Annotated in this window: 20 protein-coding genes; 10 read left to right on the top strand and 10 right to left on the bottom strand. The window is 55.4% G+C overall.

The genetic code is table 11. The annotated features are described in order from the left end of the window. Positions 1–276 precede the first annotated feature (276 nt). The 3 genes from ABD920_RS11185 (at position 277) to ABD920_RS11175 (ending at position 6,211) form a co-directional block, all read left to right on the top strand. Positions 277–4,215: an AAA domain-containing protein gene (locus ABD920_RS11185; protein WP_345159037.1), complete on the top strand. Its 3,939-nt coding sequence runs from the start codon at positions 277–279 to the stop codon at positions 4,213–4,215. A gap of 179 nt (positions 4,216–4,394) precedes the next feature. Beyond that, complete coding sequence (locus ABD920_RS11180; protein WP_345159035.1) at positions 4,395–5,252, top strand: SdiA-regulated/phytase-like domain-containing protein; 858 nt, start codon at positions 4,395–4,397, stop codon at positions 5,250–5,252. An 86-nt stretch (positions 5,253–5,338) separates the two neighbouring features. Further along, positions 5,339–6,211 (top strand): SDR family oxidoreductase, encoded by an 873-nt coding sequence (locus ABD920_RS11175; RefSeq protein ID WP_345159034.1) that lies wholly within the window; start codon positions 5,339–5,341, stop codon positions 6,209–6,211. An 80-nt stretch (positions 6,212–6,291) separates the two neighbouring features. On the opposite strand, the gene ABD920_RS11170 is transcribed toward ABD920_RS11175, so the two are convergent. Next, positions 6,292–7,881: a hypothetical protein gene (locus tag ABD920_RS11170; protein ID WP_345159032.1), complete on the bottom strand. Its 1,590-nt coding sequence runs from the start codon at positions 7,879–7,881 to the stop codon at positions 6,292–6,294. 10 nt (positions 7,882–7,891) lie between these two features. Here ABD920_RS11170 and ABD920_RS11165 point away from each other — a divergent pair, with 10 nt between their 5' ends. Beyond that, positions 7,892–8,308: a hypothetical protein gene (locus ABD920_RS11165; protein WP_345159030.1), complete on the top strand. Its 417-nt coding sequence runs from the start codon at positions 7,892–7,894 to the stop codon at positions 8,306–8,308. Between the two features lie 437 nt (positions 8,309–8,745). Further along, on the top strand, positions 8,746–8,937 hold the full coding sequence (locus ABD920_RS11160; protein WP_115565521.1) for a cold-shock protein: 192 nt from the start codon (positions 8,746–8,748) through the stop codon (positions 8,935–8,937). A 56-nt stretch (positions 8,938–8,993) separates the two neighbouring features. On the opposite strand, the gene ABD920_RS11155 is transcribed toward ABD920_RS11160, so the two are convergent. The 3 genes from ABD920_RS11155 to ABD920_RS11145 all read right to left on the bottom strand — a co-directional run bounded on the left by ABD920_RS11155 (position 8,994) and on the right by ABD920_RS11145 (position 12,095). Further along, entirely contained in the window at positions 8,994–10,094 is a 1,101-nt protein-coding gene (locus tag ABD920_RS11155; RefSeq protein ID WP_345159028.1) for an endonuclease/exonuclease/phosphatase family protein, read from the bottom strand. A 173-nt stretch (positions 10,095–10,267) separates the two neighbouring features. Further along, positions 10,268–10,744 carry a gliding motility lipoprotein GldH gene (locus tag ABD920_RS11150; RefSeq protein ID WP_345159027.1) on the bottom strand — a complete coding sequence of 159 codons (477 nt, stop codon included), beginning with the start codon at positions 10,742–10,744 and terminating at the stop codon, positions 10,268–10,270. After that, positions 10,737–12,095 (bottom strand): PSP1 domain-containing protein, encoded by a 1,359-nt coding sequence (locus tag ABD920_RS11145; RefSeq protein ID WP_345159026.1) that lies wholly within the window; start codon positions 12,093–12,095, stop codon positions 10,737–10,739. The genes ABD920_RS11150 and ABD920_RS11145 overlap by 8 nt, the downstream gene beginning before the upstream one ends. A gap of 350 nt (positions 12,096–12,445) precedes the next feature. Between ABD920_RS11145 and ABD920_RS11140 the strand changes: the two genes are divergently transcribed. Together ABD920_RS11140 and ABD920_RS11135 are read left to right on the top strand one after the other, a co-directional pair. After that, positions 12,446–13,861, top strand: a complete 1,416-nt coding sequence (locus tag ABD920_RS11140; protein ID WP_345159025.1) for a lipopolysaccharide biosynthesis protein — start codon at positions 12,446–12,448, stop codon at positions 13,859–13,861. Next, entirely contained in the window at positions 13,858–14,892 is a 1,035-nt protein-coding gene (locus tag ABD920_RS11135; RefSeq protein WP_345159024.1) for a hypothetical protein, read from the top strand. Before ABD920_RS11140 ends, ABD920_RS11135 begins: the two co-directional genes overlap by 4 nt. Before the next feature lie 38 nt (positions 14,893–14,930). Here ABD920_RS11135 and ABD920_RS11130 read toward each other — a convergent pair whose 3' ends face one another. Further along, complete coding sequence (locus ABD920_RS11130; protein WP_345159022.1) at positions 14,931–16,088, bottom strand: zinc-dependent alcohol dehydrogenase; 1,158 nt, start codon at positions 16,086–16,088, stop codon at positions 14,931–14,933. A 179-nt stretch (positions 16,089–16,267) separates the two neighbouring features. On the opposite strand from ABD920_RS11130, the gene ABD920_RS11125 reads away from it, so the two are divergent. Further along, entirely contained in the window at positions 16,268–17,137 is an 870-nt protein-coding gene (locus tag ABD920_RS11125; RefSeq protein WP_345159020.1) for a GNAT family N-acetyltransferase, read from the top strand. Positions 17,138–17,313: 176 nt separating this feature from the next. Next, a complete protein-coding gene (locus ABD920_RS11120) occupies positions 17,314–17,637 on the top strand; it encodes a DMT family transporter (RefSeq protein ID WP_425568608.1) in 324 nt (107 codons plus the stop codon). Between the two features lie 8 nt (positions 17,638–17,645). On the opposite strand, the gene ABD920_RS11115 is transcribed toward ABD920_RS11120, so the two are convergent. From ABD920_RS11115 to rsfS, 5 genes are all read right to left on the bottom strand, one after another. Next, positions 17,646–18,476, bottom strand: a complete 831-nt coding sequence (locus ABD920_RS11115) for a hypothetical protein (protein ID WP_345159019.1) — start codon at positions 18,474–18,476, stop codon at positions 17,646–17,648. Further along, positions 18,466–19,236, bottom strand: a complete 771-nt coding sequence (locus ABD920_RS11110; protein ID WP_345159017.1) for a UDP-2,3-diacylglucosamine diphosphatase — start codon at positions 19,234–19,236, stop codon at positions 18,466–18,468. Before ABD920_RS11110 ends, ABD920_RS11115 begins: the two co-directional genes overlap by 11 nt. After that, positions 19,220–19,873, bottom strand: coding sequence for a LutC/YkgG family protein (locus ABD920_RS11105; RefSeq protein WP_345159015.1), 654 nt, complete (start codon positions 19,871–19,873; stop codon positions 19,220–19,222). The genes ABD920_RS11110 and ABD920_RS11105 overlap by 17 nt, the downstream gene beginning before the upstream one ends. Before the next feature lie 11 nt (positions 19,874–19,884). Next, positions 19,885–22,023 carry an ATP-dependent zinc metalloprotease FtsH gene (gene ftsH, locus ABD920_RS11100; RefSeq protein WP_345159014.1) on the bottom strand — a complete coding sequence of 713 codons (2,139 nt, stop codon included), beginning with the start codon at positions 22,021–22,023 and terminating at the stop codon, positions 19,885–19,887. Positions 22,024–22,091: 68 nt separating this feature from the next. Beyond that, entirely contained in the window at positions 22,092–22,466 is a 375-nt protein-coding gene (gene rsfS / locus ABD920_RS11095) for a ribosome silencing factor (protein ID WP_345159013.1), read from the bottom strand. Between the two features lie 50 nt (positions 22,467–22,516). Here rsfS and ABD920_RS11090 point away from each other — a divergent pair, with 50 nt between their 5' ends. Next, positions 22,517–23,266 (top strand): biotin--[acetyl-CoA-carboxylase] ligase, encoded by a 750-nt coding sequence (locus ABD920_RS11090; protein WP_345159011.1) that lies wholly within the window; start codon positions 22,517–22,519, stop codon positions 23,264–23,266. Positions 23,267–23,502: the final 236 nt, after the last annotated feature.

The following is a 23,502-nucleotide window of genomic DNA, read 5'->3' as shown; positions in this document are numbered from 1 at the left end:
AGTGCAGTATACCTTTCTTTACTCGTCTGCAGCCCGCCGGGTTTTAGCCTGCCTGCCCTGCCGAAACACTGCCGGTTAGCGGTGGGAGCGATGGTAGAAGCTGAAGTGCCGGCATACGGGAAACCAATAAAACAGGGAGCTGATCGTTTCTCCGTCTAAGCACCTTTTCCAACACATCCAGAGGGTCCCGCACTTCCAACTCAACCCAAATCATAGTAACTTGCTTTTTTTTGATAGACTATTGCACACGTATCTCCGTTAACGGGGCAGCGACACATGAAAGACATCCTTAAAAACTACCGACGCAGGTTACTCAACTTAGGCTCCAGCAACAGAGCCCTGCTGCTGCTGCGCCTTTCGCGGGAGATGCACGTGGATGTGGAGGCGCTCGATTTCCTGAACAGCCAGCCAGCCTTTTCCGTGATTGAGAAACTACTGTCCGGCAAAAGCCGGGTCAGCCTGACCCCGTATGCCGACAGCCGCCATGCCCCGGTGGCGCCTGTCAGCCAGCGGCTGCGCTATATACGGCGCAAGGCAGAGATGATTTTCGAGGAGCGCGGCAGCCGCGAGCTATATATAGGATGGCCTTTTGTGCACGGCAAATTCTCTGATGGCACGGCCGTGCGCTCTCCGCTGCTGTTTTTCCCGGTGCGGCTGCAGGTAAATGCGGCGCAGGAGTGGGAATTGGTACCCGATGCCTCGCAGCCGCCGCAGTTTAACCAGAGCTTCCTGCTGGCCTACGCCCACTATATGGGCACCCCGCTGGCCGAGCCCCTCACCGAACTGGACCTGGGCACGCTGCCGCGCCAGCCGCTGGAATTCCGGACGCAGGTATATGAGCTGCTGAAGGCGCATCAGTTGGAAGTCAATGTCGGGAGCGGGTTTTTTGCAGACAAGCTCACCCCTTTCCGCGATTATAAGAAAGCTGATTTTGAGGGCGCGCATCAGCCGGGGCAACTGCACCTCGTGCAGGAGGCGGTGCTGGGCATATACCCGCAGGCGGCTTCTTACCTGCTTTCGGACTATGACGAGCTGCTGGAGCGGGACGGGTTGCAGGAGATGGAAGACCTTTTTGCCCCGGCGCCCGCAGAGAGCACACCGGCCGTTAACCAGGCGCAGCAGACGTTCACGGTGTTTGAGATGGATGCCTCGCAGGAGGCGGCGCTGCAGGCCGTGAAGCAGGGCAAGTCGCTGGTGGTGCAGGGGCCGCCGGGCACAGGCAAGTCGCAGCTCATCTGTAACCTGATATCGGACTTCACGGCGCGCGGCAAAAAGGTGCTGGTGGTGAGCCAGAAGCGTGCCGCCCTCGACGTCGTGTACAAGCGCCTGTCGCAGAAAGGGATGGGGCCGTTCACGGGTCTGGTGCATGATATCAACGCCGACCGCAGCGGCATATATGGCCAGCTGCTCCGGCAGATCGAAGCCATCGACGACTATAAAAAGCAGAACCTCGCCCTCAACAGCCTCTACACCGACCGGCAGTTTCTGGAAGTGAGCCGCGGCATCAACAGGTGCCTGCTAAAGCTTGGTTCTTTCAAGCAGGCCCTCTTCGACACCAGCCGCTGCGGCTGGTCTGCGAAAGAACTCTACCTGCGCAGCAGCCTGCAAGCCCCGCACATCCTGCTCCCGACCGACTTCCGTTATTTTACCGCCGCCACCGTCTCCGAGTTCCTGCCGCGCCTGCGGGAGTACCTGCAGGAGGCCGTGCCTTTTCAGAACGAGCACTTTATCTGGAAAGAGCGGCACAGCATGAAGGGGTTTGGCTGGCCGCAGCGGCAGCAACTGGAGCAGACCATCCGGGAGTTGCCGGCGCAGTATGCCGAGCTGCAGCAACAGATGAGCAGCCTGAGCGGCTATGCCTTTACATTGGCGAACCTCTCCACCTACAAAGTGGCGCTTCAGAACATCACAGAGCTTCAAAAGCTGCTGCAATTGCCAGGCGTGCTGCCAACGGTGCAGGCGCTGCTGCAGGGGCAGGTGAAGCCGGAGGAACTGCAACTGCAGGTGGTGAAGGTGCAAAAGCTATATATGGCCACGCCCGCACCGGACAGTACCATTCCCGCGTTGCAGCTGCCAGCCCTGAAGAAGGCGATCGCGGCATACGGCGAGCAGCGCGCAGACTGGCTCAGAAGCGTCGGGTGGCTTTTCTCGGAGGAGAAAAGGCTGCTGCAACAGGCGCTGGCGCTCTACCGGCAGGAGCTGAGCGAAGAGAACGTGGAGTTGCTGCAGCAGCGGCTGGCACTGCGGCAGCAGGCGCAGGAGCAGCTACAGCAGCTGAACAAAAGCATTGGCTACTCGTTGCAGGTCACGGATCCGAAAGAGACGGTGCTGCAGCAGCTGAAGGCCGTGGAGCAGGCGCTCGCGGTGCACAAACTGCTGCGCCAGCTGCACCGCGAGAAAGTGCTGGCAGAGGAACTGCTGCAAAAGGTGGATTTGGTCACGCACCTGAAGGAGCTGAGCCAGGGCATTCAAAACTTCGCGGTACGCTACGCCGAGTGGCTGAAATGGCTGCCGGAGGCGCAGGTAAAGGCGCTGGTGGCGCAGCCGCAACACAGCGGGAAACTGCTGGAGGGTTTACAGAAGCACTTCGAGTCGCTGGTGGCCCACGACACGGTATATGCCGCGCTCACGAAGCCGGAGCGGGAGGTGGCGCAACTGCTGATGGTGGAGTGCGGCGCCTCGGCGGAAGCGGGGGAGGAGCTGTTCCTGAACAGCCTGTACCTGGCCTGGATAAACGAGCTGGAGACCGAGCACCCGGAGCTGCGAATGCCCTCCAGCGGTGAGCTGGAACGCCTGGAGGCCGAGCTGCAGGAGCTGTTGCTCGAAAAACAGCGCCTTAGCGGGGAGATTGTCCTGTCGCAGTTGCGGGAGCAGACTTATACGCACCTGGAACAGAACCGCCTCGGCAACACCGTGACGTACCGCAGGCTGCAGGCGCAGGTGAGCAAGAAGCGCAGCCTGTACCCCATCCGGAAGCTGTTCTCGCTCTTCTCCGGCGAGATGCTGGACCTGGTGCCCTGCTGGCTGGCCTCGCCTGAAACCGTGTCGGCGGTGCTGCCACTGGAGGCTTGCTTCGACCTGGTGATTTTCGATGAAGCCTCACAATGCTATGCCGAGTCCGGCATCCCGGCCATGCAGCGCGGGCAGCAGGTGGTGGTGGCCGGCGACGAGCAGCAGCTGAAACCGTCGGACTTATACCGTGCCCGCTGGAGCGCAAATGAGCAGGAGGAGGCGGAGGAGCTGTCGGCAGAATCGCTGTTGCAGCTGTGCAGCCTCTACCTGCCCCAGGTCATGCTCACGCAGCACTACCGCAGCCGCTACCCGGAACTGATCGAGTTCTCGAACCACTACTTCTACGGCCATAAACTGGAGCTGATCCCGGAGCTGCAGGACGCCAACTCCCGTACGCCAGCGATCCAGTTTGTGAAGGTGTACGGCCTGTGGCAGGATAACGCAAACCTCCCGGAGGCGGAGAAAGTGGTGGAGCTGGTGCTGCAGTTCCTGCAGGCGGGGCAGGAGGAGATCGGCGTCATCACCTTCAACTACACCCAACAAATGCTGGTGCAGGACCTGCTGGAGGACAAGGTGCGGGAGCAGGGCATCCCTTTGCCGGCCTCTGTGCTGGTGAAGAACATTGAGAACATACAGGGGGATGAGAAGGAAGTGATCATCCTCTCCATAGGCTATGCGCCCGATGCACAGGGGCGGCTGGCGATGCAGTTCGGCAGCCTGAACCAGGCCGGTGGCGAGAACCGCCTGAACGTGGCCATCACCCGCGCCAAACAGCAGGTGCTGGTGGTGAGCAGCATCCGGGCAGAGCAGCTGCAGGTGGAGAACACGCTGCATCTGGGGCCGAAGCTGCTGCAGGCCTACCTGCAGTATGCGCAGCAGGTAAGCCGCCGGTACTTCGAGTACAAGCCCAGGCAAACCGCCCTCGCCACGCAGGTGCCGATGCTGAAAGCACGGCTGCAGGAGGAAATCGAATCGCTGGGGCAGGAAGTGCCTTTCGCCGACCTCACCCGCAAGCAGGACCAGCAGTACACGGGCGTGGTGCTGACGGATGATGATCTATACTACAGCCACCTCTCGGTGCGCCACTCGCACGCCGATGTGCCGCAACTGCTGCGGCAGCGGCACTGGCCATTCCTGAAGGTATACAGCCGCCAGTTCTGGGCCGACCGGGAGGAGGTGCTGCGCAGGCTCAGGGCTATATGATGTCTATATATAAATCTGCCTTTGCAATTCCCTTTTTATATATAGATGCTGATCAAAAACCGGTACCGACCTTGCTGCGCCGTTTGACCGGCAGGCTGATGGCAAAAACACGCACCAGCGGCGAAAACTTATATATACCGGTATTCGCAATGCCCTGTTTTTAGATAATCCATATATAAATGCTCATCAAACTCTTCACGGTATATGTGTACCTGCAGGCCGTATTCTGCGGCTGCGGCTCCGACAGGCGCAACAGCGACTTCGAACGGCTGAGGAAGGACTACCAGGTGCAGGTGCAGCGCATCAGCCGCCTCGACAGCCGCATTTCCGAAAGCTCCGGGCTCGCCCATGCCACCGATTCCACTTTCTGGACGCACGGCGATGGCGGATCCCCGAGCGAGTTGTACCGCTTCAGCCTGGAGGGGGAGTTGCTGCAGACGGTGCCGCTCCGGGTGCCGAACCACGACTGGGAAGATATAGCCGAGGATGGGCAGGGGAGTTTATATATAGGGGACGTGGGGAACAACTCCAACAACCGCCAGAACCTGCAGGTATATAAAGTGCGGCCGGCGGGAATGGCCGTGACAGACAGCATCCGATTCCGCTACGCCGACCAAGTGGCATTCCCGCCCCCGCTGCCGCAGCGCCACTACGACCTTGAGGGCTTCTTTTATCAGGCCGACAGCCTGCATCTTTTTACCAAAAGCCGGGCACTCCGCGAAACAGTCACAAGGCGCTATGCCTTGCCGGCCACAGGCGGAAACTACACGCTACAGCCGCAGGAAGAACTTCGGCTAAAATCACCGGTAACGGCAGCGGCCATTTCCCCCTCACAGGACCAGTTTGCGCTGCTGGGCTACGGCAGGCTATACCTGTTCGGGATGGAAGATGGCCTTGTTAGCCTAAGCGGCAAACGAAGCTGCCTGCCCATCGGTAAAACCGGCCAGGCCGAAGCGGTTTTATATCTATCCCCGACCCAGCTCCTCCTCACCAACGAGAACGGAAAACTGTACCTGGTAACGCTGCAAAAGAAATAACGCCCTGTTACGAACACCCGCAAGCCGCCTCAAGAACAGAACCGCCCCTAAGCCGTAGTAGAAGGAAACAACGACACGAATTATATATGCATACTACGATACTAGTAACAGGGGCAACAGGCACTGTAGGCAGAGAGGTGGTCATACAACTCTCCATCATTGATGGCGTACGGGTTCGGGCAGGAGTGCATTCCATCATAAAAGGCGAGAACCTGAAGCGCCTGCCGGATGTGGAAGTATGTGAGATGAATTTCAAGGACCGGGACTCGCTGCATGCTGCCTTTACGCATGTAGACAAGGTTTTTCTGATAACTCCCTTCTCTGATGACCAGGTGGAGATGGCAAAGACCCTGGTGGATGAGGCAAAGAAAGCGAACGTGAAGCACATCGTGAAGCTTTCTGTCATAGGGGCGGATACGGAGCCGGGCCTGCAGTTAGGGCGCTGGCACCGTGAGGTCGAACAGTATATCATAGACAGCGGTATCGCCTATACGTTTCTGCGGCCGTCCTCCTTCATGCAGAACTACTCCAACTTCGACGCTTCAACCATCCAAAAAGAAGGCCGGTTCTATCATTCGACAGGCAACGGCAAAGTGAGCTGCATTGATGTAAGGGACATCGCCGCCGCCGGTGTAGAGGCGCTTATCGGGACAGGGCACGAGGGGAAGGCCTATGAGCTTACTGGGCCGGAGGCGCTCACGAACCAGGAGGTGGCCGGCATCATCAGTGAGGTAACCGGAAGGCAGGTGGAGTTTGTGGATGTGCCGGAAGACGCTGCAAAAAGCACCATGCTACAGCACCATATGCCCGAGTGGATGGTGAACGCAATGCTGGAGTTGGAGCGATCGTACAAGGAAAACCAGTTCAGCGAGACCACCGACACCGTGCAGCAGCTGACAGGCCGCCCACCCCATTCTTTCCGGCAGTTTGCTGAAGACTACAAAGAGTGCTTCGTGTAGCGGCAATTTGCTGAGGCGATGACATAAAAAAGCCACTCCCGTAACAGGAGTGGCTTTCTGGTTATATATAGGCGAGACTGCTATTGGTCTCTGTCCATGTTTCTGTAACGCTCACTGCGTCGGGACTCGAAACGGTCCTGATCGCTGCGGCCTGAACCGGAAGCACCGTATCCGCGCTGACTGCCCTGGTCCTGGCTGCCGTAGCCACGGTAGTTCTCACGTGAGCTGGATCCGCGGTTATCGCTGTAGTACGATGTGCCGCTGTCCATGGAGCCGTAACGGCTTTGATCGCCACCACGGCCGCCCTGTCCGTATCCGCCGGCACTATAGCCACTTTGCCCATATCGGCCTGAGAAATCGCCGCCCTGGCCGGAAGAACTGCCGGATCCGTAGCCGTAGCCACCGCTCATGCCGCGGCTGCTGTTGCTATCGCCGTAGCCGCCCCTTTCTGATCTGTCAGACGAGCCGGAGCCATAGCCGCCGCCCCTGCTTGAGCGATCACCGCCGTAAGCAGAAGAGCCGTAGCCTCCCTGGCCATAGTCGCTACCCTGTGAGCCATAGCGGGCAGCGCGTCCGCTTTGGCTGCTGGTGCCATATTCATCGTTATAAGAGCCGCCTCTAGAGCCGCCGTAACCACCCTGGCTGCTGTAGCCACCCTGCATCGAGCGTTGCGAGTCGTAGCCCCTGGATGATCCCTGGTTGTCGCTGTCGTACTCGCTCATGCCTCTGGACGAGCCGTAGCCCATGGAGCCATAACGGTCTCTGTCGCCGTAACTGCCGCTACCGGATGACCTTGTCGGGCCTGAGCCTGTGAAGCTGGAGCCATATCCGCCCTGGCCGGAACCATAGCCGCCGCTCTGGGAGCCATAGTCCTGCGAGGCAGACCCGTAATTGCCCTGGGAGCCATAACCGCCCTGGCCACGTGAGCCCTGCTGGTTGTAGCGGCCCATGCCACCTTGGTCGTTCATCATGCCGTAGCCTCTGTCACGGTCCTGGTTGCCGCTTTGCCATGAGCCGCTGTAGCCACCCTGGTTGCTACCGTAGCCGCTCTGGCCTCCGTAGCCTCCCTGAGAGCCATAGCCGCCGGATTGGGAGCTGCCGCCCTGGCCATACCCTCCGCCGTAGGAGGAAGAGCCGCCCTGGCCGCCCCTTGAACCCTGGTTGCCGAAGCCTCTGCTCTGGCCACTTTCGTAGCTGCCGTAGCCTCCCTGAGAAGAGCTGCCCTCCATGCCGAAACCACCCGATGTTCCCCCGGAGATGATTCCGCCCTGGTTATCGCCCTCTCTGTCTTGGTAGCCGCCTTGCATGCCGCCTCTGCTGGCTCCAAAGTCCTGATCCTGGTTTCTCACGCGGTTACCTTCCATGCCGCCCTGGCTGCCATAGTTAAACCCTCCCTGTGAGCCGGAGTCGTACTGGGAACCGTAGCCGCCGTATCCACTGCCACTCTGGCCACCGGAGCTGCCCTGGGAGCCGTAATCGCCCTGGTAACCATAGCCGCTCTGGCCGCCATAGTTGCTGTTCTGCGATCCATACCCATAGCCTCCCTGCGAGCCGTAGCCACTGTTCTGGCTGCCCTGGCTACCGCCAGATCGCTGGTCATAAATCTGGTTGCCGTAGCTTCCCTGGCCGGTGCCTGTTTGTGAGGTTTGGTCTGAACTTCCGCTGCTCATAGAGCCATAGTTGCCGTATTCGGAAAGCTGGCCCTGGCCGCGGCCGGAGTCTGAAGTGCTGCCGGATGATGAACTGCTTCCGGCAGATTTACTGGCTGAGCCTGTTGCTCCTGAAGATGATTTCCCGCTCTTGGAATCAGATGTTTTACTGTCCTTTTTAGAGCTGGAAGTGGAGCCTGCCTTGGCTTTCGTTGAAGATGATTTTGAGCCGGAGGCAGATGAGGATTTATTGCTATCGTCTTTCGCTGAAGTGGATGAGGTAGAAGAGCCGGATGTGGCACCCATACCAGAGTTCTGGTTAGATCCGAATCCGCTGGTGCTGCTTCCGCCGCTGTTATTGCTACTATTGCTTGCAGTGCTGCCTGATGACGAACCCTGCATGCTAGACGAATTATCTGATGAATTTTTCGCTTGGCTCGAGTTCTGATTTTTCTCTGTGTCTTCCATAGTTTGTTCTCCTTAGATAATAGTTAAAAATTAAGTTTGTTGAAGGCCCCACACAGGGTTAGCCACAGGGGCGCAGATGTGGCACTCGTATGTTTCAGTTACACCAAAATACATAGTGATGATGCTGTTTTACAGTGTAACTGAATGTCTTAACTATACGAACTGCACGGCACATAGTTATTACAGGGCATCTCTTCTAAGTCCTGTTGCAAGCGTGAACCATATAGGGTAAGACAGGCGAGAAAGGAAGCCCGGCAGGGCGCGGACGGACTACGATAACAGGGCGCAGATCTGGCTGAAAAGCCCTTGGAAACAGGGTAAGTAACTGAGGGTGTTTCAGTTATTTATTTTTGAAAACAGGTAATTATTTCAGAACAAATAATTACCTTTGCTACATTAATTAATTAATTTATTATAATGAAAACAGGTAAAGTAAAGTTCTTCAACGTTTCTAAAGGTTTCGGTTTCATTGTTGCTGATGACACTAACCAAGACATCTTCGTGCACCAGTCTGGTCTGATCCACGAAATTCGCGAGAATGACCGCGTGTCCTTCGAAGTGAAGGATGGCAAAAAAGGATTGAATGCTATTAACGTAGAGCGTATCTAAGTTAAAGACATATAGTGCCGCAAGGCAAACATTCATCTATTTTGACCCGCTCAGTGCTACTGAGCGGGTTTTTTATCTTCCAGCTTTTCCATGTTGCGCTCTTCGCCCTTCTCAAGCCCCTCCTGTATCAGTTCGTTGGCTTCCTGGCGGTCTTCCTGGCCGGCCACCGGGTGCTCCTGCGCCTCTTCGTGCTGTGGCTCATAGTTGAGTGTGATGGCTATCGGGAAATGGTCTGATCCGAACTTTTCCAACCTTCTCAGGGAAACCAGCCTGAAGGCCGGATCATAGAACACGTGGTCCAGGGGGTAGCGGAAGAGGGGGACCAGCGCACTGTACGTATTGTAGAAGCCGCGGCCCACGCGTGGGTCAATTGTGCCGCTTATCTCTTTAAACAGCTTCGTGGTTTTAGACCAGGCCACGTCATTCAGGTCGCCGGCCACCACGCTGGGGTACTTCGTCTTCTTCAGTTCCTTGGCCACCAGCAGCAGTTCCGCCTCCCGGGTCTCCGTGTTTTTCATCAGGCGGGGAGGCTGTGGGTGCACCGTAAAGAGATCGAACTTCTTGCCGCTCGGGAGCTCTACCACGGTGTGGAACGACGGGATGCCGTCTTCAACCAGGTACCTGATCTTGCTTTCGTGCAGCTTTAGCTTGCTCCACAGCAGCATGCCGTAGGTATTGTCCAGTGGCTTCTTAATGGTGTAGGGGTAGTGTTTTTCAAGCTCGTGCCGCACATTCTCATGCCATGCCTCGTCTGGCTCGTTCATCACCAGCATGTCCGGGTCCTCCTTTAGCACCAACTGCAGGAACTTATCATACTTCCTGTTCACCATGCGCACATTCGAGATCATCAGGGTGAAAGCATTGCGGGGTGTGGCCTGCTCGGTGCGCAGTGCCTCTACCTTTGCCACGCGGGTAAAGTTGTAGATATAGCGCACCTCGTTCAATACACCCAGTACCCAAAATGCAACCATGGCTGTTTCTGCGGCCCCCTCCACACCGAATATTGCCACATACGCTATGATGACGGCGGAAAGCAATACGGCGACGTGAAGGCGCGGGAAATCCAGCACCCTTATCCACCACAATGGCGTCCGGATAAGCGGAAGAAAGGAGAAGAGGGAGAAAACAAAGCCAAGTGTAATGAGGGTGCTTTTCATTGTCTTTAGGTGCTAATGGGCTAGTACATACTGCTGCAAAACATGTTTTGTTGTCTGTGTAAAAGCTATCAAGGAAGAAGGCGGATACCAGGCAAAATCAAAGAGCATATATAAAAACAGCCCCTGCCAAGCACCAATTGCCTGGCAGGGGCTGTTTGAAGGCGCCTGGAACGTTACTGCGCGGATGCTTTGGCTACCCGCACGCCTATCGCCAGCACCTGGGGCAAGGGGTCACGGCGCATATACTGCGTAAGCTTTAGCTTATAAGTACCCGCCTTGGGGAAACGGATCTCCTTCAGCGCAGGTGTCTGCAGGTCATAGGTGTCGCTGGAGCCGCTGCCAAGCGGCTTTCCCGTTTTAGGGTCCATCAGCAGCAACTCATGTAGCGACGCTGACAGCTGCGTGCTGTCAGGCCCTATGAGCTGGTGGCGCAGGTACAGGTTGTAGTAATCGTACTGCAGGTTGTACCGCACATTAAAGAAAATGGTATATACTGCCGCGGTATCCTGTATCTCAAACTCAAAAACAGGGGTATTGTCAATTTGCCAGTTACCTTCAGGCAGCTCCACGTTCTGCTCATATATACGGTCCGGGTCGCAGCTAGCCAACAGCAGCAAAGCTGCTACCCATATCACGACGATTCTAAGCATCAGTGCGCGGCGGTTTAGGTTGGTCCGGCTTTTTGCCCCTGAAAGGCTTACGCGGCCGTGGTTTCCTGTTAGGCTGCCCTTCAGCCCCCGGCTGGGGAGCAGGCGCCTGCGAATCTGGTTTCACCGCCTTGGGTGGCCTGTTTTCCCTAACTTCACGGCCTTCTTTGGGTTCGCGGTTTTCCCTGCCTTCGCGTGGCATTCTCCCGTCTTTGCTGCGGCTTCGGTTGCGCGGGGGGCGTTGCTGCCTTCCAGCTCCCTCTTTCTGCTCACCAGGCTGGCCCGGTATTCTTTCCTGCTTCAGTGCCTGCTCCTGCGCCACAGCCTGCTCAGGCGGTGAACCCTCACCAAATGGCCTTTTGCTTTTCTTCTTTTTCTTCTTTTTACTTTTGAACTTGTCATCCAGGCGCTCCAGGTTTCCTTCTACCTGCGCCACGAACTCATTCTGCTTCGGCTCATCCGGCACTGACACCAGCAGGGCCTCTACGGCCACCCCTTTGGCATTTTCCTCGAGAATCTCCTGCACCCGCTCCACCGGCACCGGGTACCAGTTGTTGTCGCCTTTGTAGCCAAACCACATCATCCGTTTAAAGATATCCGTCTTCTGTAGCATGGCGTCGCCCTGCTGTGTCTGCAAAGGGCGGTTAACGGTAGGGATATCCTTCAGGGCCGACATATAGGTCTCCAGCTCATAGTTGAGGCAGCACTTCAGGCGCCCGCACTGCCCTGAGAGCTTGCTCGGGTTGAGCGAGAGGTTCTGGTATCGGGCAGCAGTGGTGGAAACGCTTTTGAAGTCTGTGAGCCAGGTAGAGCAGCAGAGTTCGCGGCCGCAGGAGCCGATGCCCCCCAGTCGCCCGGCCTCGTGGCGCAGGCTGATCTGGCGCATCTCGATGCGCACCTTGAACTCGTCGGCCAGTTTTTTGATCAGGTCCCGGAAGTCTACGCGGTCGTCGGCGGAGTAGTAGAAGGTCGCCTTGCTTTTGTCTGCCTGGTACTCTACATCCGACAGCTTCATCCGCAGCCGGAGTTGCTGTATAATTTCGCGGCCGCGGTACATGGTGCCGGCCTCCAGGTCGCGCACCTCCTCGAACTTCTCCATGTCGCGCTCGTTGGCGATGCGGTAGATGCTGCGGATCTCCTCATTGTTGTCCACCTTCTTCTTCAGCATCTGCAGGCGCACCAACTCGCCTTTAAGCGACACGAAACCGATATGGTGGCCATTGGGCACGTCTACTACCACCGCGTCGCCGGTTGTCAGGTCCAGCCGACTGGCATTGCGGAAGAAGTCTTTGCGGCCTCCTTTAAATCTTACTTCGATGATATCGAACTCCTCAAACGACGTTGGTAATTCCATGTCGCTGAGCCAGTCGAATACGTTTAAACGGTTGCAACCTCCTGTGCTGCACCCGCCGTTGCTTTTGCAGCCGCTTACGCCGGTGCTGCATCCGCCACTAGAACATGAACTACATCCCACTTTTATATCTCCTTATATAGCTAGGCTATTCTTGTTTTCTAATATACTTAATTAACAAATATAATAATTTTTTAAGGCTTTTCCGTGGCAACCTTCAAAACTACCGGGCTTTGCGACTTCTGCGGGGCGTGTTTGGTGCAGCAATCGCCATGAAATACGTTACTAACGGGCAAACACTAAAAAAGGCTTCAGGTAAGGTTGGGTTGGAAATTAAAGTATAATTTTAGGTGATGCTTCAGAAACTTCTCTCACATGCCGCCATCTACGGGCTGGCAGCTCAGGTGCCGCGGTTGGCAGGAGTACTGGCGCTACCCATCATCACCCGCTACCTGACCACGACCGATTACGGCGTGGCCGGGGTGGTCACGGCATATGCCAGCGCGCTGGGGATCATGCAGTCGCTGGGGCTGTCGGTGGTGATGGTGAACAGCTTTGCCCGCCACCCGGCACGCTATAAATGGATTTGGCGGCAGCTGCACGGTTTTACGCTGCTGTGGTCGGTGGTGTACGGGCTGGTGCTGGGCATTGTGCTTTACTGGGCTATACCGGAGGGGGCGGCAGAGAACAGGTGGCAAATAATCGCGTTGAACGTTTTGCCTGCCATGTTCTTTCACAGCATGGGGTTGTTCGGGGGGCTGTATTACCAGATGCAGCAGCGGCCCCTGCCCATCGCTTTAAACTCTTTTGTGGTGGGGGCGCTGGTGGTGGCACTGAATATTTACACGATCGCCTATCTCCGGCTGGGGTATATGGGTTGGTTTTACTCCAACTTTATGGGTGCCGCCGCCGGCTTCCTGCTGTATGGGTATATGATGTACAGGCACGAACGGATGTGGCCTATCTTCCGGTTTAAGTGGCAGCGCATCCGGCACTCGCTTCGGGTGGCGCTGCCCGTTGTACCCCACCATTTCTCGTTCTTCCTGCTGGATACCTCCGACAGGCTGGTGATGGATGTGTTGCGGGTGCCGGTTTCCCAGATCGGCCTTTACAATGTCGCTTCGAGCTTTGGGGTGTACTTTTCATCGGCATCCAACGCCATCGTGCAGGCGGCGAATCCGCTCTATATGCGACTGTATTCCGCCTCTGCAGATGATGAGGCCGCGCTGCAGGCAAGGCGCCTGACGTTCTCTCTGCAGGTGTTGTTCCTGGTGGGGACCTCGCTGCTGGGGCTTTGGATGAAGGAGGTATTTATTCTCCTGATCAGGAATGAGGCCTTGCAGTCTGCCTTTCCCCTGGCCATTATCATCCTGATGGGGTATAACTATAAGCCAATGTACCTGGCGGTGATAAACCAGCTGGTGTATCGGGAGAAAACGAAAGCCCTCTGGAAAATATCTACGGTGGCAGGCGCCGGCAACGTGGTGCTTAACTTTGTTTTTGTGCCTGTCTTCGGGATTGAGGCCGCCGCCTTCACCACTTTCGCTGCGCTCATGTATATGGGTTACGCTGGCTACCTGCTGAAAGAATATAAGCAGATCAGGCGTGTAAATTACTTGCCTTGGATTTGGTTGCCGGTTAATGTAGCCGCCCTGCTTGGCGTTTACTTACTGGCGGATGCGGAAGGGGTGGTGAAGATCACAGTTACAGCATTGTTAAGCGTGTTGGGATTGGCTTTTGTGTTGTATCATAGGAGAGGAGCAGCATGAAGCATCTTTTTTACATTCATAGTCACATCACCTACCATGTAAGTCTGGAGGTTATCAAACATGAACATCTGGAGCTTTCTGACTGCGTTTTCATGTACGGAAGGAAGTTTCAGTCTCTTGCCGCGCCTTCAGCCATCAAGCAGGTGAACCTCCCCTTCACGCATCACCCGACCAATAGTTTTGCTGTAGACAGGAGGTTTTGGAAGGGCTGGAATAAACTCGCTGCATTCGATCGTTTCGCCCGAGGTCTTGTTGGGGGGCACAGGTTTAAAATCTACACCAACCAAAGCGGCATTGACTTTATCAGGTTGTTTATCCGTCATAAGCAGTGCGCCGGGTTTAGTTTTTTGGAAGAGGGGCTGGCATCTTATTATACCCTGGAGCAAGTGAATACACAGCTTAGTCCTTCAGGTGGTTCAACGGCATTTTTTAAATTGCTCTTGTTTTTGAATTTTAAAGGCAGGCTAACGCCAAAGAAGTGGTTTTATAACAGCAGGTATGATCGTGCTTACGGCATATCCAAGACATCATTCCCTGGCTTTGAACGAAGGGAGACGCTGCCATTCCCCTTCCATAACAGCTCGCCGATGCCAGCCTATCAACACATCCTTGTGCTGGATGCAACTGCTGAATATGGCGTCACATCCGTTAAAAATATGCTCTGCGCCTTAGAAAAGGGACTTCAGCAGCTAGTGGAAAGAGGGGTTGAAAAGCTTTGGGTGAAATACCACCCGGATCAGGCAAACTTTGTTGAAGTGAAGCGCCTGTATAAGGAGGTGTTTGACCGGTGTTCGGAGCTTTTATCGATACAGGAATTGCCACAGCATATCAGCCTGGAGTTTGTGGCAGGAAATGAACTCAACTCCCAAACTGTATTTTATATTTTCCTGAGTTCGGTGGGGATTTATGCGGCCCAATGCGGCCGGGAGGTATATTCATTCGCATCCTTTGTGTCAGCGCTTGATCAGGAGTATGCGCAGCGGGTGCAGCGTTTACCGGATGCTTTCAGGGAGAAAGTTAAATTCCTGTAAGCAGCAACTGATGTTGCTGCTTACAGGAATTTAACTTTCTACGGCTTCAGCACCACCTTCACGCAGTTATCCTCCTTCTTGTTGAAGATATCATAGGCATGGGCGGCTTGTTCCAGCGGAAGTGTGTGGGTAATGATATCATCCAGCACGATTTTACCCTGGTCTACCCACGTGTACAGCTCGTCCACGAATAGCTGAACAGGCGCCTGCCCTGTTTTGATGGTCAGGCCTTTGTCGAATACCTGGTGCATAGGGAAATTGTCGTAAGGAGAGCCATATACGCCTACCACGGATACAATGCCGCCGCGGCGCACAGCGCTCAGGCACATCTTGAGCGCATTGATCGTCCCTTTCTCCATATGCACCACAGACAAGGCGCGGTCGAGGATCGACTTGTCGGCTTCCATGCCGACCGCGTCGATGCAGACGTCGGCGCCGCGTCCGTTGGTCATGTCCCGAATGGCCTCGATGGGGTCAATGTCCTTCAGGTTGATGGTTTCTGACTTAGCGGAGCGCTGCGCCATGTCGAGGCGGTAATTCTCCAGGTCCACGCCTATAACGCGCTTTGCCCCTTTTATCCAGGCTACTTTCTGGGCCATCAGGCCTACCGGGCCACACCCGAAAACGGCCACTGTTTCGCCGCCTTTCACCTCGCCCCAGTGCACGGCCGCATAGCCGGTGGGGAAGATGTCTGTGAGGAAAAGCACCTGCTCGTCTGAGAACTGGTCGGAGACTTTCACCGGCCCTACATCGGCAAACGGCACCCGTACAAACTCGGCCTGCCCGCCGGCATAGCCGCCATATAAATCGGTGTAGCCATACAGGGCGGCACCCTTTTCAGAGAGCAAGCCACCCTCTGGGCCGTAGTGCTCGGGGTTAGAGTTCTCGCAGTGGGGGTAATGCCCGTGCTGGCAGAAGAAACAGCTGCCGCAGGAAATCGGGAAAGGCACAATGACGCGGTCTCCCTTCTTTACATTCCTCACCTGTGCGCCTGTCTCCTCCACAATCCCCATGAATTCATGCCCCATCACCATGTTGCTGCCCTGCGGGATCATCCCGTTGTAGATGTGCAGGTCGGAGCCGCAAATGGCGGTGGAGGTAACCCGGATGATGGCATCGCGCGGGTCCAGGATTCTGGGGTCTTCCACGTTGTCTACCCGTATGTCCTTCATTTTGTGAAATACTGCTGCTTTCATAGCTTATGGTTTATTTTTAAAAATTGCGTCGCCAGATGCTCTGGCATTGTATGTAGGTACTATAAACGGGGCAGGTAATGAACGAGTTATAATAAGGACTGACATCAATGTGGCGGCGAAGGCAACTATCCTTCCGGGGTTAGACGTAAACCCAAACGGCCATATATGATACCGCGATAATGCCGGACTTCCGATTTACCTTCCTCACTGAAAAAGAGCTCCCCGAACTACACGAGGCATTTCTACAGGCATTCGCGGATTACCTGGTACCCATTCAGCTGAGTGCGGCGCAGTTCAAGACAAAAATCAAGCGCGAGGGAATTGCCCCCTCTTTTTGTGCCGCGGCCTACGTGGGCACCGAGATGGCGGGTTTTATCCTGACCGGCCTGGGGGAGTGGCAAGGCATGCCTACTGCCTACAACGCCGGGACAGGCGTGTTGCCGCAGTTCCGGGGCTATAACCTGACGCAGCAGCTATATGCCTACCTGCTGCCCAAGTTAAGGGAGAGCGGTGTAGAACAGTGCCTGCTCGAAGTTATCCAGGAAAACGCCCCTGCCCTAAGGGCCTATAAAGCTGTGGGGTTCAAGGTAACGCGGACGCTGGACCTGCTCAGGGCCAAAAAAGGAGAGCTGCTGCTGAAGGTAGAGGAGCCGGAGCACATCACCATCGCGGCCACTACTAAACCCGACTGGAAGACATACGCCTGTTTCCGGGACGGGGAGCCATCGTGGCAGAATTCTGCGGAGGCTATCAGGAAAAGCCCCGATGAAAAAGTAATGCTGGAGGCGCGGGACCTGGGGCAGGAAGCCGTCGGCCATATACTGTTCTTCCCGAACACTGGCTCTGTGGCGCAGTTTGCAGTGGACAGGCGCAGCCGCGGCAAAGGCATTGGCACTGCGCTGCTGCGCGAGGCCGTGCAGCGCTCAGCGGCCCCTTCCCTCATGTTTGTGAACATCGATACCGCCGCCACCTCACTACTATCATACCTCGAGCGGCGCCATTTCAAGCTTGTGCTCAGGCAATATGAAATGCTGCTCCCTATCGTATAGGCTCTTCAAGGCAAAATCATAGTGCCGCGGCATATATAAAATGCGCCATTAGGCCAAAAAAATCAGCGCGGTACCCAGGATGCGGGGCTATATAAATTCGCGCGGGCAGGCGCAGGGAGCTGGCCTGCCGTTACGATTGTGTATCTTTGCGCTTCAACTAAAGCAGCACCTGAAAGATGAACATGGCGTGGGTATACCTGATATTGGCGGGCATATGTGAAATCGGCTGGGCCTTTGGGCTGAAGTACAGCGAGGGATTCTCAAAGTTAGGCGTGAGCGTGATCACCGTTATCGTGATGATCCTGAGCTTCGTGCTGCTCGCGCAGGCGATGAAACAGCTGCCGCTCGGCACCGCCTACGGCATCTGGACGGGAATCGGGGCAGCGGGCACCGCGATCCTTGGGATTGTTTTCCTCAACGAGCCGCGCGACCTCATCCGGATTATATGCATTCTGCTGATTATAGCAGGGGTGGTGGGGTTGAAGGTGTTTGCGAAATAGGATGTCCGCTACTGCCAGTCATATACATCCACCTCGTTTTCTGTGAAAAGGAAAAGGCAGTTGTCTCCGGCGAGTGCGGTTCTATATAGCTTCTCCCCCGGCAGGTCTATGGTTTGCTTCCCGGAGGTATATAGATCATAGAAGTGTAGCTTCCCCTCCTGCACAAAGTACAGCTTATTTCCCCGGAAGCCTATATGGCTCAGGCCTTTTAAAGAAATGCTTTTCTTATAATTACCCAGATTGTCAAACACATAGATACCGTTGTTGAAGTCCAGCAGGTACAGCATGTTCTGGTATTCCCGCAGTTGCCGCACATCAAAGCGCTCCCGGTCCAGAATCAGGTTGAGGGGCGTTTCTACTGTTACGCTGCGCTGGCGCAGGTCCAGTTTGCTGAGTGTCAGGTTTGTCTCGTCAAAGAGCCAGAAGCTGTCATCGGAGGCGAGTGTGGCAACCTTGGCGATGCCTTCGTAGTTGATGTCGCGGAGATCGGTGCTGCTGATGGGGCGCAGGAACCGGTCGAGCAAAAGCAGCGACTGCCGGTCTTCGTAAAAGAGCAGGATCTTCATCGGGTTCCAGGCCTGCATGTTGCTGATGCGGCCACGGGCAGGGGGCGAGAAAGTATCTACAGGGCGGCCCAGCGAGTCGAGGCGTACCAGGTTGTGCAGCGGGTCCAGCAGGTATATATAGCCGTTGCGGTCCTGCGAAATGGTGGTGGGTGAACTCTGCGGAAAGCTGTGGCTGTAAAGCAGCCGACCTGTTTCCTGCCCCTGGGCAAACGCATACCCGGGTGCCAGGAACAGCATCAGTAGCAGGAGGTATATAAATGCCTTAGCCTTCAAAGGTCTTCAGTTGTAAAGTATCGCCGTCATATACGGCATAAGTGCAAAAATTAACCCATTCCCCCAGATTCATATAGCGGCTGTGTTCCCCGATGGGCAGGTCGAGGGGCAGGTGGCGGTGACCGAACACGTAAAAATCATGGTGCCGGGTGCCTTCCACCTCCCGGCAATACTGCAGCAGCCACTCGTCTTCGCCGAGAAAAGACTCATCTTTCTTATTGTTGCTGATGCGGCTTCTCCTGGACCACATGTTTGCCACTCCGATCCCTAGATTAGGGTGAAGCCGCGCAAAGAGCCATTGGCAGGCCTTGTTGTTAAACACCCGCTTCAGCAGCTTATAGGTGTGGTCGCCGGGGCCAAGGCCATCGCCATGCCCTATATAAAAGGTCTTATTTCCGAAAGTAGTGGAGATAGGCTCGCGCAGCACCGGGATGTTGAGCTCCGTCGGGAAGTAATCGAACATCCACATGTCGTGGTTGCCCGTGAACAGCAGCACCGGGATGCCGCTATCCGTCAACTCGGCCAGTTTGCCCTGTAGCCGCGCATATCCCTTCGGAATCGCGTGCTTGTACTCGAACCAGAAGTCGAATATATCGCCGACCAGCAGTACTGCCGCCGCATCCTGGCGCGCCATCTCCAGCCACCGTACAATCTTCTGCTCTCTTGCTTTGCTGGTTTCGGCATCGGGCACCCCTAAATGGAAATCAGAGGCAAAGTATACTTTCTTACCGGGTAAAAGCTCGTTAATGCGGAAGGTCATCAATCAGGAACAGGACTAAAGCTTTCGGGCCATGGGCACCCATCACCAGCGTCTTCTCAATATCGGCGGTGCGGCTTGGCCCACTTACCATCGAAACCATGGAAGGGAAGTTCTCTTTGTATTTGTTGCGCAGGCGCTGCAGGGCGTCTTTTATATCCGGCACCAGCTGGCTGGCCTGCGCCACCACGATATGGGTAGGCGGGTAGATGCTCAGCCGGCGGCCTCCGGCGTTGGCCGAGCTCACGAGCAGGCTGCCTGTGCGGGTAATCAATGACTCGCAGGTGGTCAGGCTGGCCTCCGCATCGCGCACAAAGGTTTCTTCGTCGTCGCTGAACTCGATGCCCGCGTGCGCCAGGGCGGTTTGCAGATTGCGCTCCCATACATACAGGTGCTGCAGGTTCTGCTCTTTCTTGTATATATAAAGCTGGTCGAAGAAGTCTTCCTGGCTTTCGCAGTAGATGAACACACCGGCATTGCGGATAAAGTTCTCCGCGAACAGGATCGACATGTCCTCGATGGGCATCACCGGGTACAGCGGAGAGGTGAAGTCAGGGGTAGGAGGCAGAAAAGGCGCCGACTTAGCCAGCGCCTCTCTTACTCGTCTTAAAACTATTTCTTTTGATTTTGCTTCGTACATGCCTGTTTAGGTCAAGCTGTTCTTGAATTTACAGAATCATCCTGCTCGGCCGGGATATTGCTTTTGCCGTTCAGGGGTGTTCCCGACACGTGGCCTTCTTCCTGCTCCGGGTGCTCGGTCAGTCCTTGCTCCACTACCGGGGCGTGCGGCTCCACTTCGCTCAGCGTCTGGCTGCGGTCTGTGCCGGCCGTATGCGCCTGGTAAGCTGTCAGTGCCTCAAAGGGGCGCGGACCAACCAAACGCTCCAGGTCGCTCTGGAACAGGATCTCTTTCGCCAGCAGTTCCTGTGCAATGATCTCCAGCTCAGGGCCTTTGTCCGTCAGTAACTGCTTCGTGCGGTCATATGCCGCCTGGATAATGATGCGGACTTCCTCATCTATCGTCTCGGCAGTGGCCTCAGAATACGGTTTGTTGAAGGTATAGTCAGAGCTCTGCTTCGAATCATAAAACGAGACGTTGCCGATTTTCTTGTTCATACCATACATCGTCACGATGCTGTACGCCATTTTTGTGATGCGCTCCAGATCGCTCAGGGCGCCTGTAGAGATCTTGCCAAAAACTAGCTCCTCCGCGGCACGTCCGCCCAGGGCCATGCACATTTCATCTATCAGCTGCTCGGTGGTATATAAAAACTGCTCTTTCGGAAGATACTGCGCATAGCCTAAGGCAGCCACGCCACGCGGCACGATGCTTACCTTCACCAATGGGTCGGCATGCTCCAGGAACCAGCCTGCTACTGCGTGACCGGCCTCGTGATAGGCCACTATTTTCTTCTCTTCCGGAGAGATGATCTTGTTCTTCTTCTCCAAACCACCTATCACACGGTCAATCGCGTCGTTAAAGTCCTGCTGGTCTACCGCTTTCTTGTTCCGGCGGGCAGCGATAAGGGCCGCCTCGTTACAAACGTTCGCGATTTCGGCGCCGGCAAAGCCCGGTGTCTGGGCGGCAAGCTTTCTGGCATCCACATCAGCTGCCAGTGTCAGCGGCTTCAGGTGCACCGCAAATATCTCAGTACGGCCATTGATGTCCGGCTTGTCGATGCTGATCTGCCTGTCGAAACGACCGGGGCGCAGCAAAGCAGAGTCAAGTGTATCGGGGCGGTTGGTTGCGGCCAGGATGATAACCCCTGAATCCGTCGCAAAACCATCCATTTCCACCAGCAGGGAGTTCAGGGTGTTCTCGCGCTCGTCATTACCGCCCGGGGTAGAACCGCGGCTACGGTGGCGTCCGATCGCGTCGATCTCATCAATAAAGATGATACATGGCGCCTTCGCTTTCGCCTGCTTGAACAGGTCACGCACACGGGCAGCGCCCACTCCTACAAACATCTCCACGAAGTCAGATCCGGAAAGCGAGAAGAACGGCACGTCCGCCTCGCCTGCCACGGCCTTCGCCAGAAGGGTTTTACCTGTCCCCGGAGGGCCTACCAGCAACGCGCCTTTCGGTATCTTACCCCCCAGAATGGTGAACTTCGCCGGAGTCTTGAGGAACTCCACGATCTCCTGCACCTCTTCTTTCGCCTCTTCCAGGCCGGCCACGTCCTTGAACGTGATCTTCACCTTGTTCTCAGCATCAAAAAGCGCCGCCTTTGATTTGCCGATGTTGAAGATCTGGCCACCTGCGCCACCCGTGGTGACACGGCGCATCAGGAACCAGAAGCCAAACACCAGCAGGATCAGGAAGCCCCACTGCAGGAAGAAATCGGCGAAACCCGTGCGGTTTTCGAGCGTGTAGCCCACCCGCTGGTCTTTCTCTGTGTTCTCCTGCAGTTCTTCAAGGTCCTCTTTAAACGTTTCGGCGGAGATAATCTGGAAGTGGTAGTGCGGTCCCTGCTCCATCCCCCCGATCGTGCCCCGGTTGTTCAACTCGGTCTTGTACTTGTCGTTCTGCAGCGCCTCCTCTTTCAGGGCCACCTCCACGGTCTTGCCATTTACGATCGTCAGCCGCTTCACATCGCCGCTCAGCAGCATCTCCTCAAATTCCTGTTGGGTGGTTTCTACTGTGGAGTTGCTCTTGTTTAAGTAAGTCAGCCCGAAGATCAGCAGAATAAGCACCGCCAGCATCCACAACTGCATTGTGGGGCGTGGAGGCGTATTCGGGATCATCGGCTTTTTCTTCTTGTTATTGCCTTTATTATTTTTTTCAGCCATTGATGTTTAAATTCAGATACATGAGAAACATGGGCCGTTACGAATTGTTCGTGTACGGCCGTAAATGTTTATTCAGACGCTACGTGCTCTATTTTGGCGTCGCCCCAAAGTTCTTCCAAGGCATAGAACTCGCGCTTGTCTTTCAGGAAAATGTGTGCCACTACGTCCACATAGTCCAGCAGCACCCACTCGTTGTTGGTGCGGCCTTCACTTTGCCACGGGTTTTGCCGTACGGATTTGAAAACTTCTTCTTCGATGGAGGTCGCGATGGCGTCTATCTGTGTGTCGGAGTTAGCGGATGCTATTACGAAGTAGTCTGATACAGCGTTTTTAAGTGATTTGAGGTTTATCACAACAATATCGGTGGCCTTCTTTTCCTGCATTCCCTTCACTACAAGCTCTGCCAATATGTCTGAAGTAGCCTCAACCTTGGTTTCTTTCATTTGTGCTCTTTAAATTTGATCTGTAAAAGTACTAATATTTACGCTTATTTATGTTGCCTCATACGCTGTTTATAGGCCAGCAGCTTTATTTTCTGCCAGTTTGTGAATCTACTAACTCAGAAGCCTATCAGCTTCTTATCAAAAATGAAGCCATAGAGGGTTGCACCATTGTGGCGGCGCACCAAACCAGGGGGCGCGGACAGCGCGGTAATTCCTGGGAGGCGGAGCCCGGTAAAAACGTGACGCTATCGGTTATATTGTCACCCTCGTTTCTAATGGCCAGGCAGCAGTTTTACCTCAACATGGCGGTATCGCTGGCTGTGCTCGACCTGCTCCGCGAGCAGGGCCTGCCGGAGGCACAGGTCAAGTGGCCGAATGATTTGTATTTTCAAGATAAGAAACTCGGCGGGATTCTGATAGAAAATTCAATAAACAGCTATAAGATACAACACAGCATTGTCGGGATTGGTTTAAACGTGAACCAGTTACAGTTTGAATCCCCCACGGCGACTTCTATGGCCCGCGAGCTGGGCCGTGTGCTGGATATGGAAAGCGTGACGGAGCGGCTGCTGGAGCTGCTGGAGAAGCGCTACCTGCAACTGCGCAACGGCCACACCGGCCAACTGCGGCACGCGTACCTGCAGGCGCTTTACCGGTACCAGGAGGTACACGCCTATATAGCAGACAACCAGCAGGTGCAGGGGCAGATCGTGGGCGTGGACGAAGACGGGCGGCTGGCAGTAGAAATTGAAAACCAGCTGCGTTACTTCAGCTTCAAGGAGATCGCTTATTGCATATAGCCTTGCCTTTTGCGGCGGAGAAGGCCTCACTCCATCCTGCCGCCTCTTTCCAATCCTCCCTAGAACACATCAGGATTCAGGGCGCCCCTGAACAGGGGGTATGGGCTATATATGGCTGAGCCCGCCGGTGGTAATAAATATCAATTTTGCACAGGAAAATGGCCGTACATACCCTTGCCTGCAACGTGCAAGGGCAAATGCAGGATATGGTTTATATAGCTGAGGAATAAATATTT

The sequence above is a fragment of the Pontibacter saemangeumensis genome (assembly GCF_039541895.1).
GTDB lineage: Bacteria > Bacteroidota > Bacteroidia > Cytophagales > Hymenobacteraceae > Pontibacter > Pontibacter saemangeumensis.
The sequence above is the reverse complement of the archived record's forward strand: the minus strand, read 5'-3'. Positions and strand labels throughout refer to the sequence as shown.

Excerpts from the sequence above, each read along its gene's own strand:
- ABD920_RS11125 (WP_345159020.1), top strand. The coding sequence starts at position 16,268 with ATGCCGGACTTCCGATTTACCTTCCTCACTGAAAAAGAGCTCCCCGAA.
- ABD920_RS11175 (WP_345159034.1), top strand. The coding sequence starts at position 5,339 with ATGCATACTACGATACTAGTAACAGGGGCAACAGGCACTGTAGGCAGA.
- ABD920_RS11180 (WP_345159035.1), top strand. The coding sequence starts at position 4,395 with ATGCTCATCAAACTCTTCACGGTATATGTGTACCTGCAGGCCGTATTC.
- ABD920_RS11130 (WP_345159022.1), bottom strand. The coding sequence starts at position 16,088 with ATGAAAGCAGCAGTATTTCACAAAATGAAGGACATACGGGTAGACAAC.
- ABD920_RS11135 (WP_345159024.1), top strand. The coding sequence starts at position 13,858 with ATGAAGCATCTTTTTTACATTCATAGTCACATCACCTACCATGTAAGT.
- ABD920_RS11155 (WP_345159028.1), bottom strand. The coding sequence starts at position 10,094 with ATGAAAAGCACCCTCATTACACTTGGCTTTGTTTTCTCCCTCTTCTCC.
- ftsH (WP_345159014.1), bottom strand. The coding sequence starts at position 22,023 with ATGGCTGAAAAAAATAATAAAGGCAATAACAAGAAGAAAAAGCCGATG.
- ABD920_RS11110 (WP_345159017.1), bottom strand. The coding sequence starts at position 19,236 with ATGACCTTCCGCATTAACGAGCTTTTACCCGGTAAGAAAGTATACTTT.
- ABD920_RS11185 (WP_345159037.1), top strand. The coding sequence starts at position 277 with ATGAAAGACATCCTTAAAAACTACCGACGCAGGTTACTCAACTTAGGC.
- ABD920_RS11105 (WP_345159015.1), bottom strand. The coding sequence starts at position 19,873 with ATGTACGAAGCAAAATCAAAAGAAATAGTTTTAAGACGAGTAAGAGAG.
- ABD920_RS11145 (WP_345159026.1), bottom strand. The coding sequence starts at position 12,095 with ATGGAATTACCAACGTCGTTTGAGGAGTTCGATATCATCGAAGTAAGA.
- ABD920_RS11120 (WP_425568608.1), top strand. The coding sequence starts at position 17,314 with ATGAACATGGCGTGGGTATACCTGATATTGGCGGGCATATGTGAAATC.
- ABD920_RS11140 (WP_345159025.1), top strand. The coding sequence starts at position 12,446 with ATGCTTCAGAAACTTCTCTCACATGCCGCCATCTACGGGCTGGCAGCT.
- ABD920_RS11160 (WP_115565521.1), top strand. The coding sequence starts at position 8,746 with ATGAAAACAGGTAAAGTAAAGTTCTTCAACGTTTCTAAAGGTTTCGGT.
- ABD920_RS11150 (WP_345159027.1), bottom strand. The coding sequence starts at position 10,744 with ATGCTTAGAATCGTCGTGATATGGGTAGCAGCTTTGCTGCTGTTGGCT.
- ABD920_RS11090 (WP_345159011.1), top strand. The coding sequence starts at position 22,517 with ATGTTGCCTCATACGCTGTTTATAGGCCAGCAGCTTTATTTTCTGCCA.
- ABD920_RS11170 (WP_345159032.1), bottom strand. The coding sequence starts at position 7,881 with ATGAGCAGCGGAAGTTCAGACCAAACCTCACAAACAGGCACCGGCCAG.
- rsfS (WP_345159013.1), bottom strand. The coding sequence starts at position 22,466 with ATGAAAGAAACCAAGGTTGAGGCTACTTCAGACATATTGGCAGAGCTT.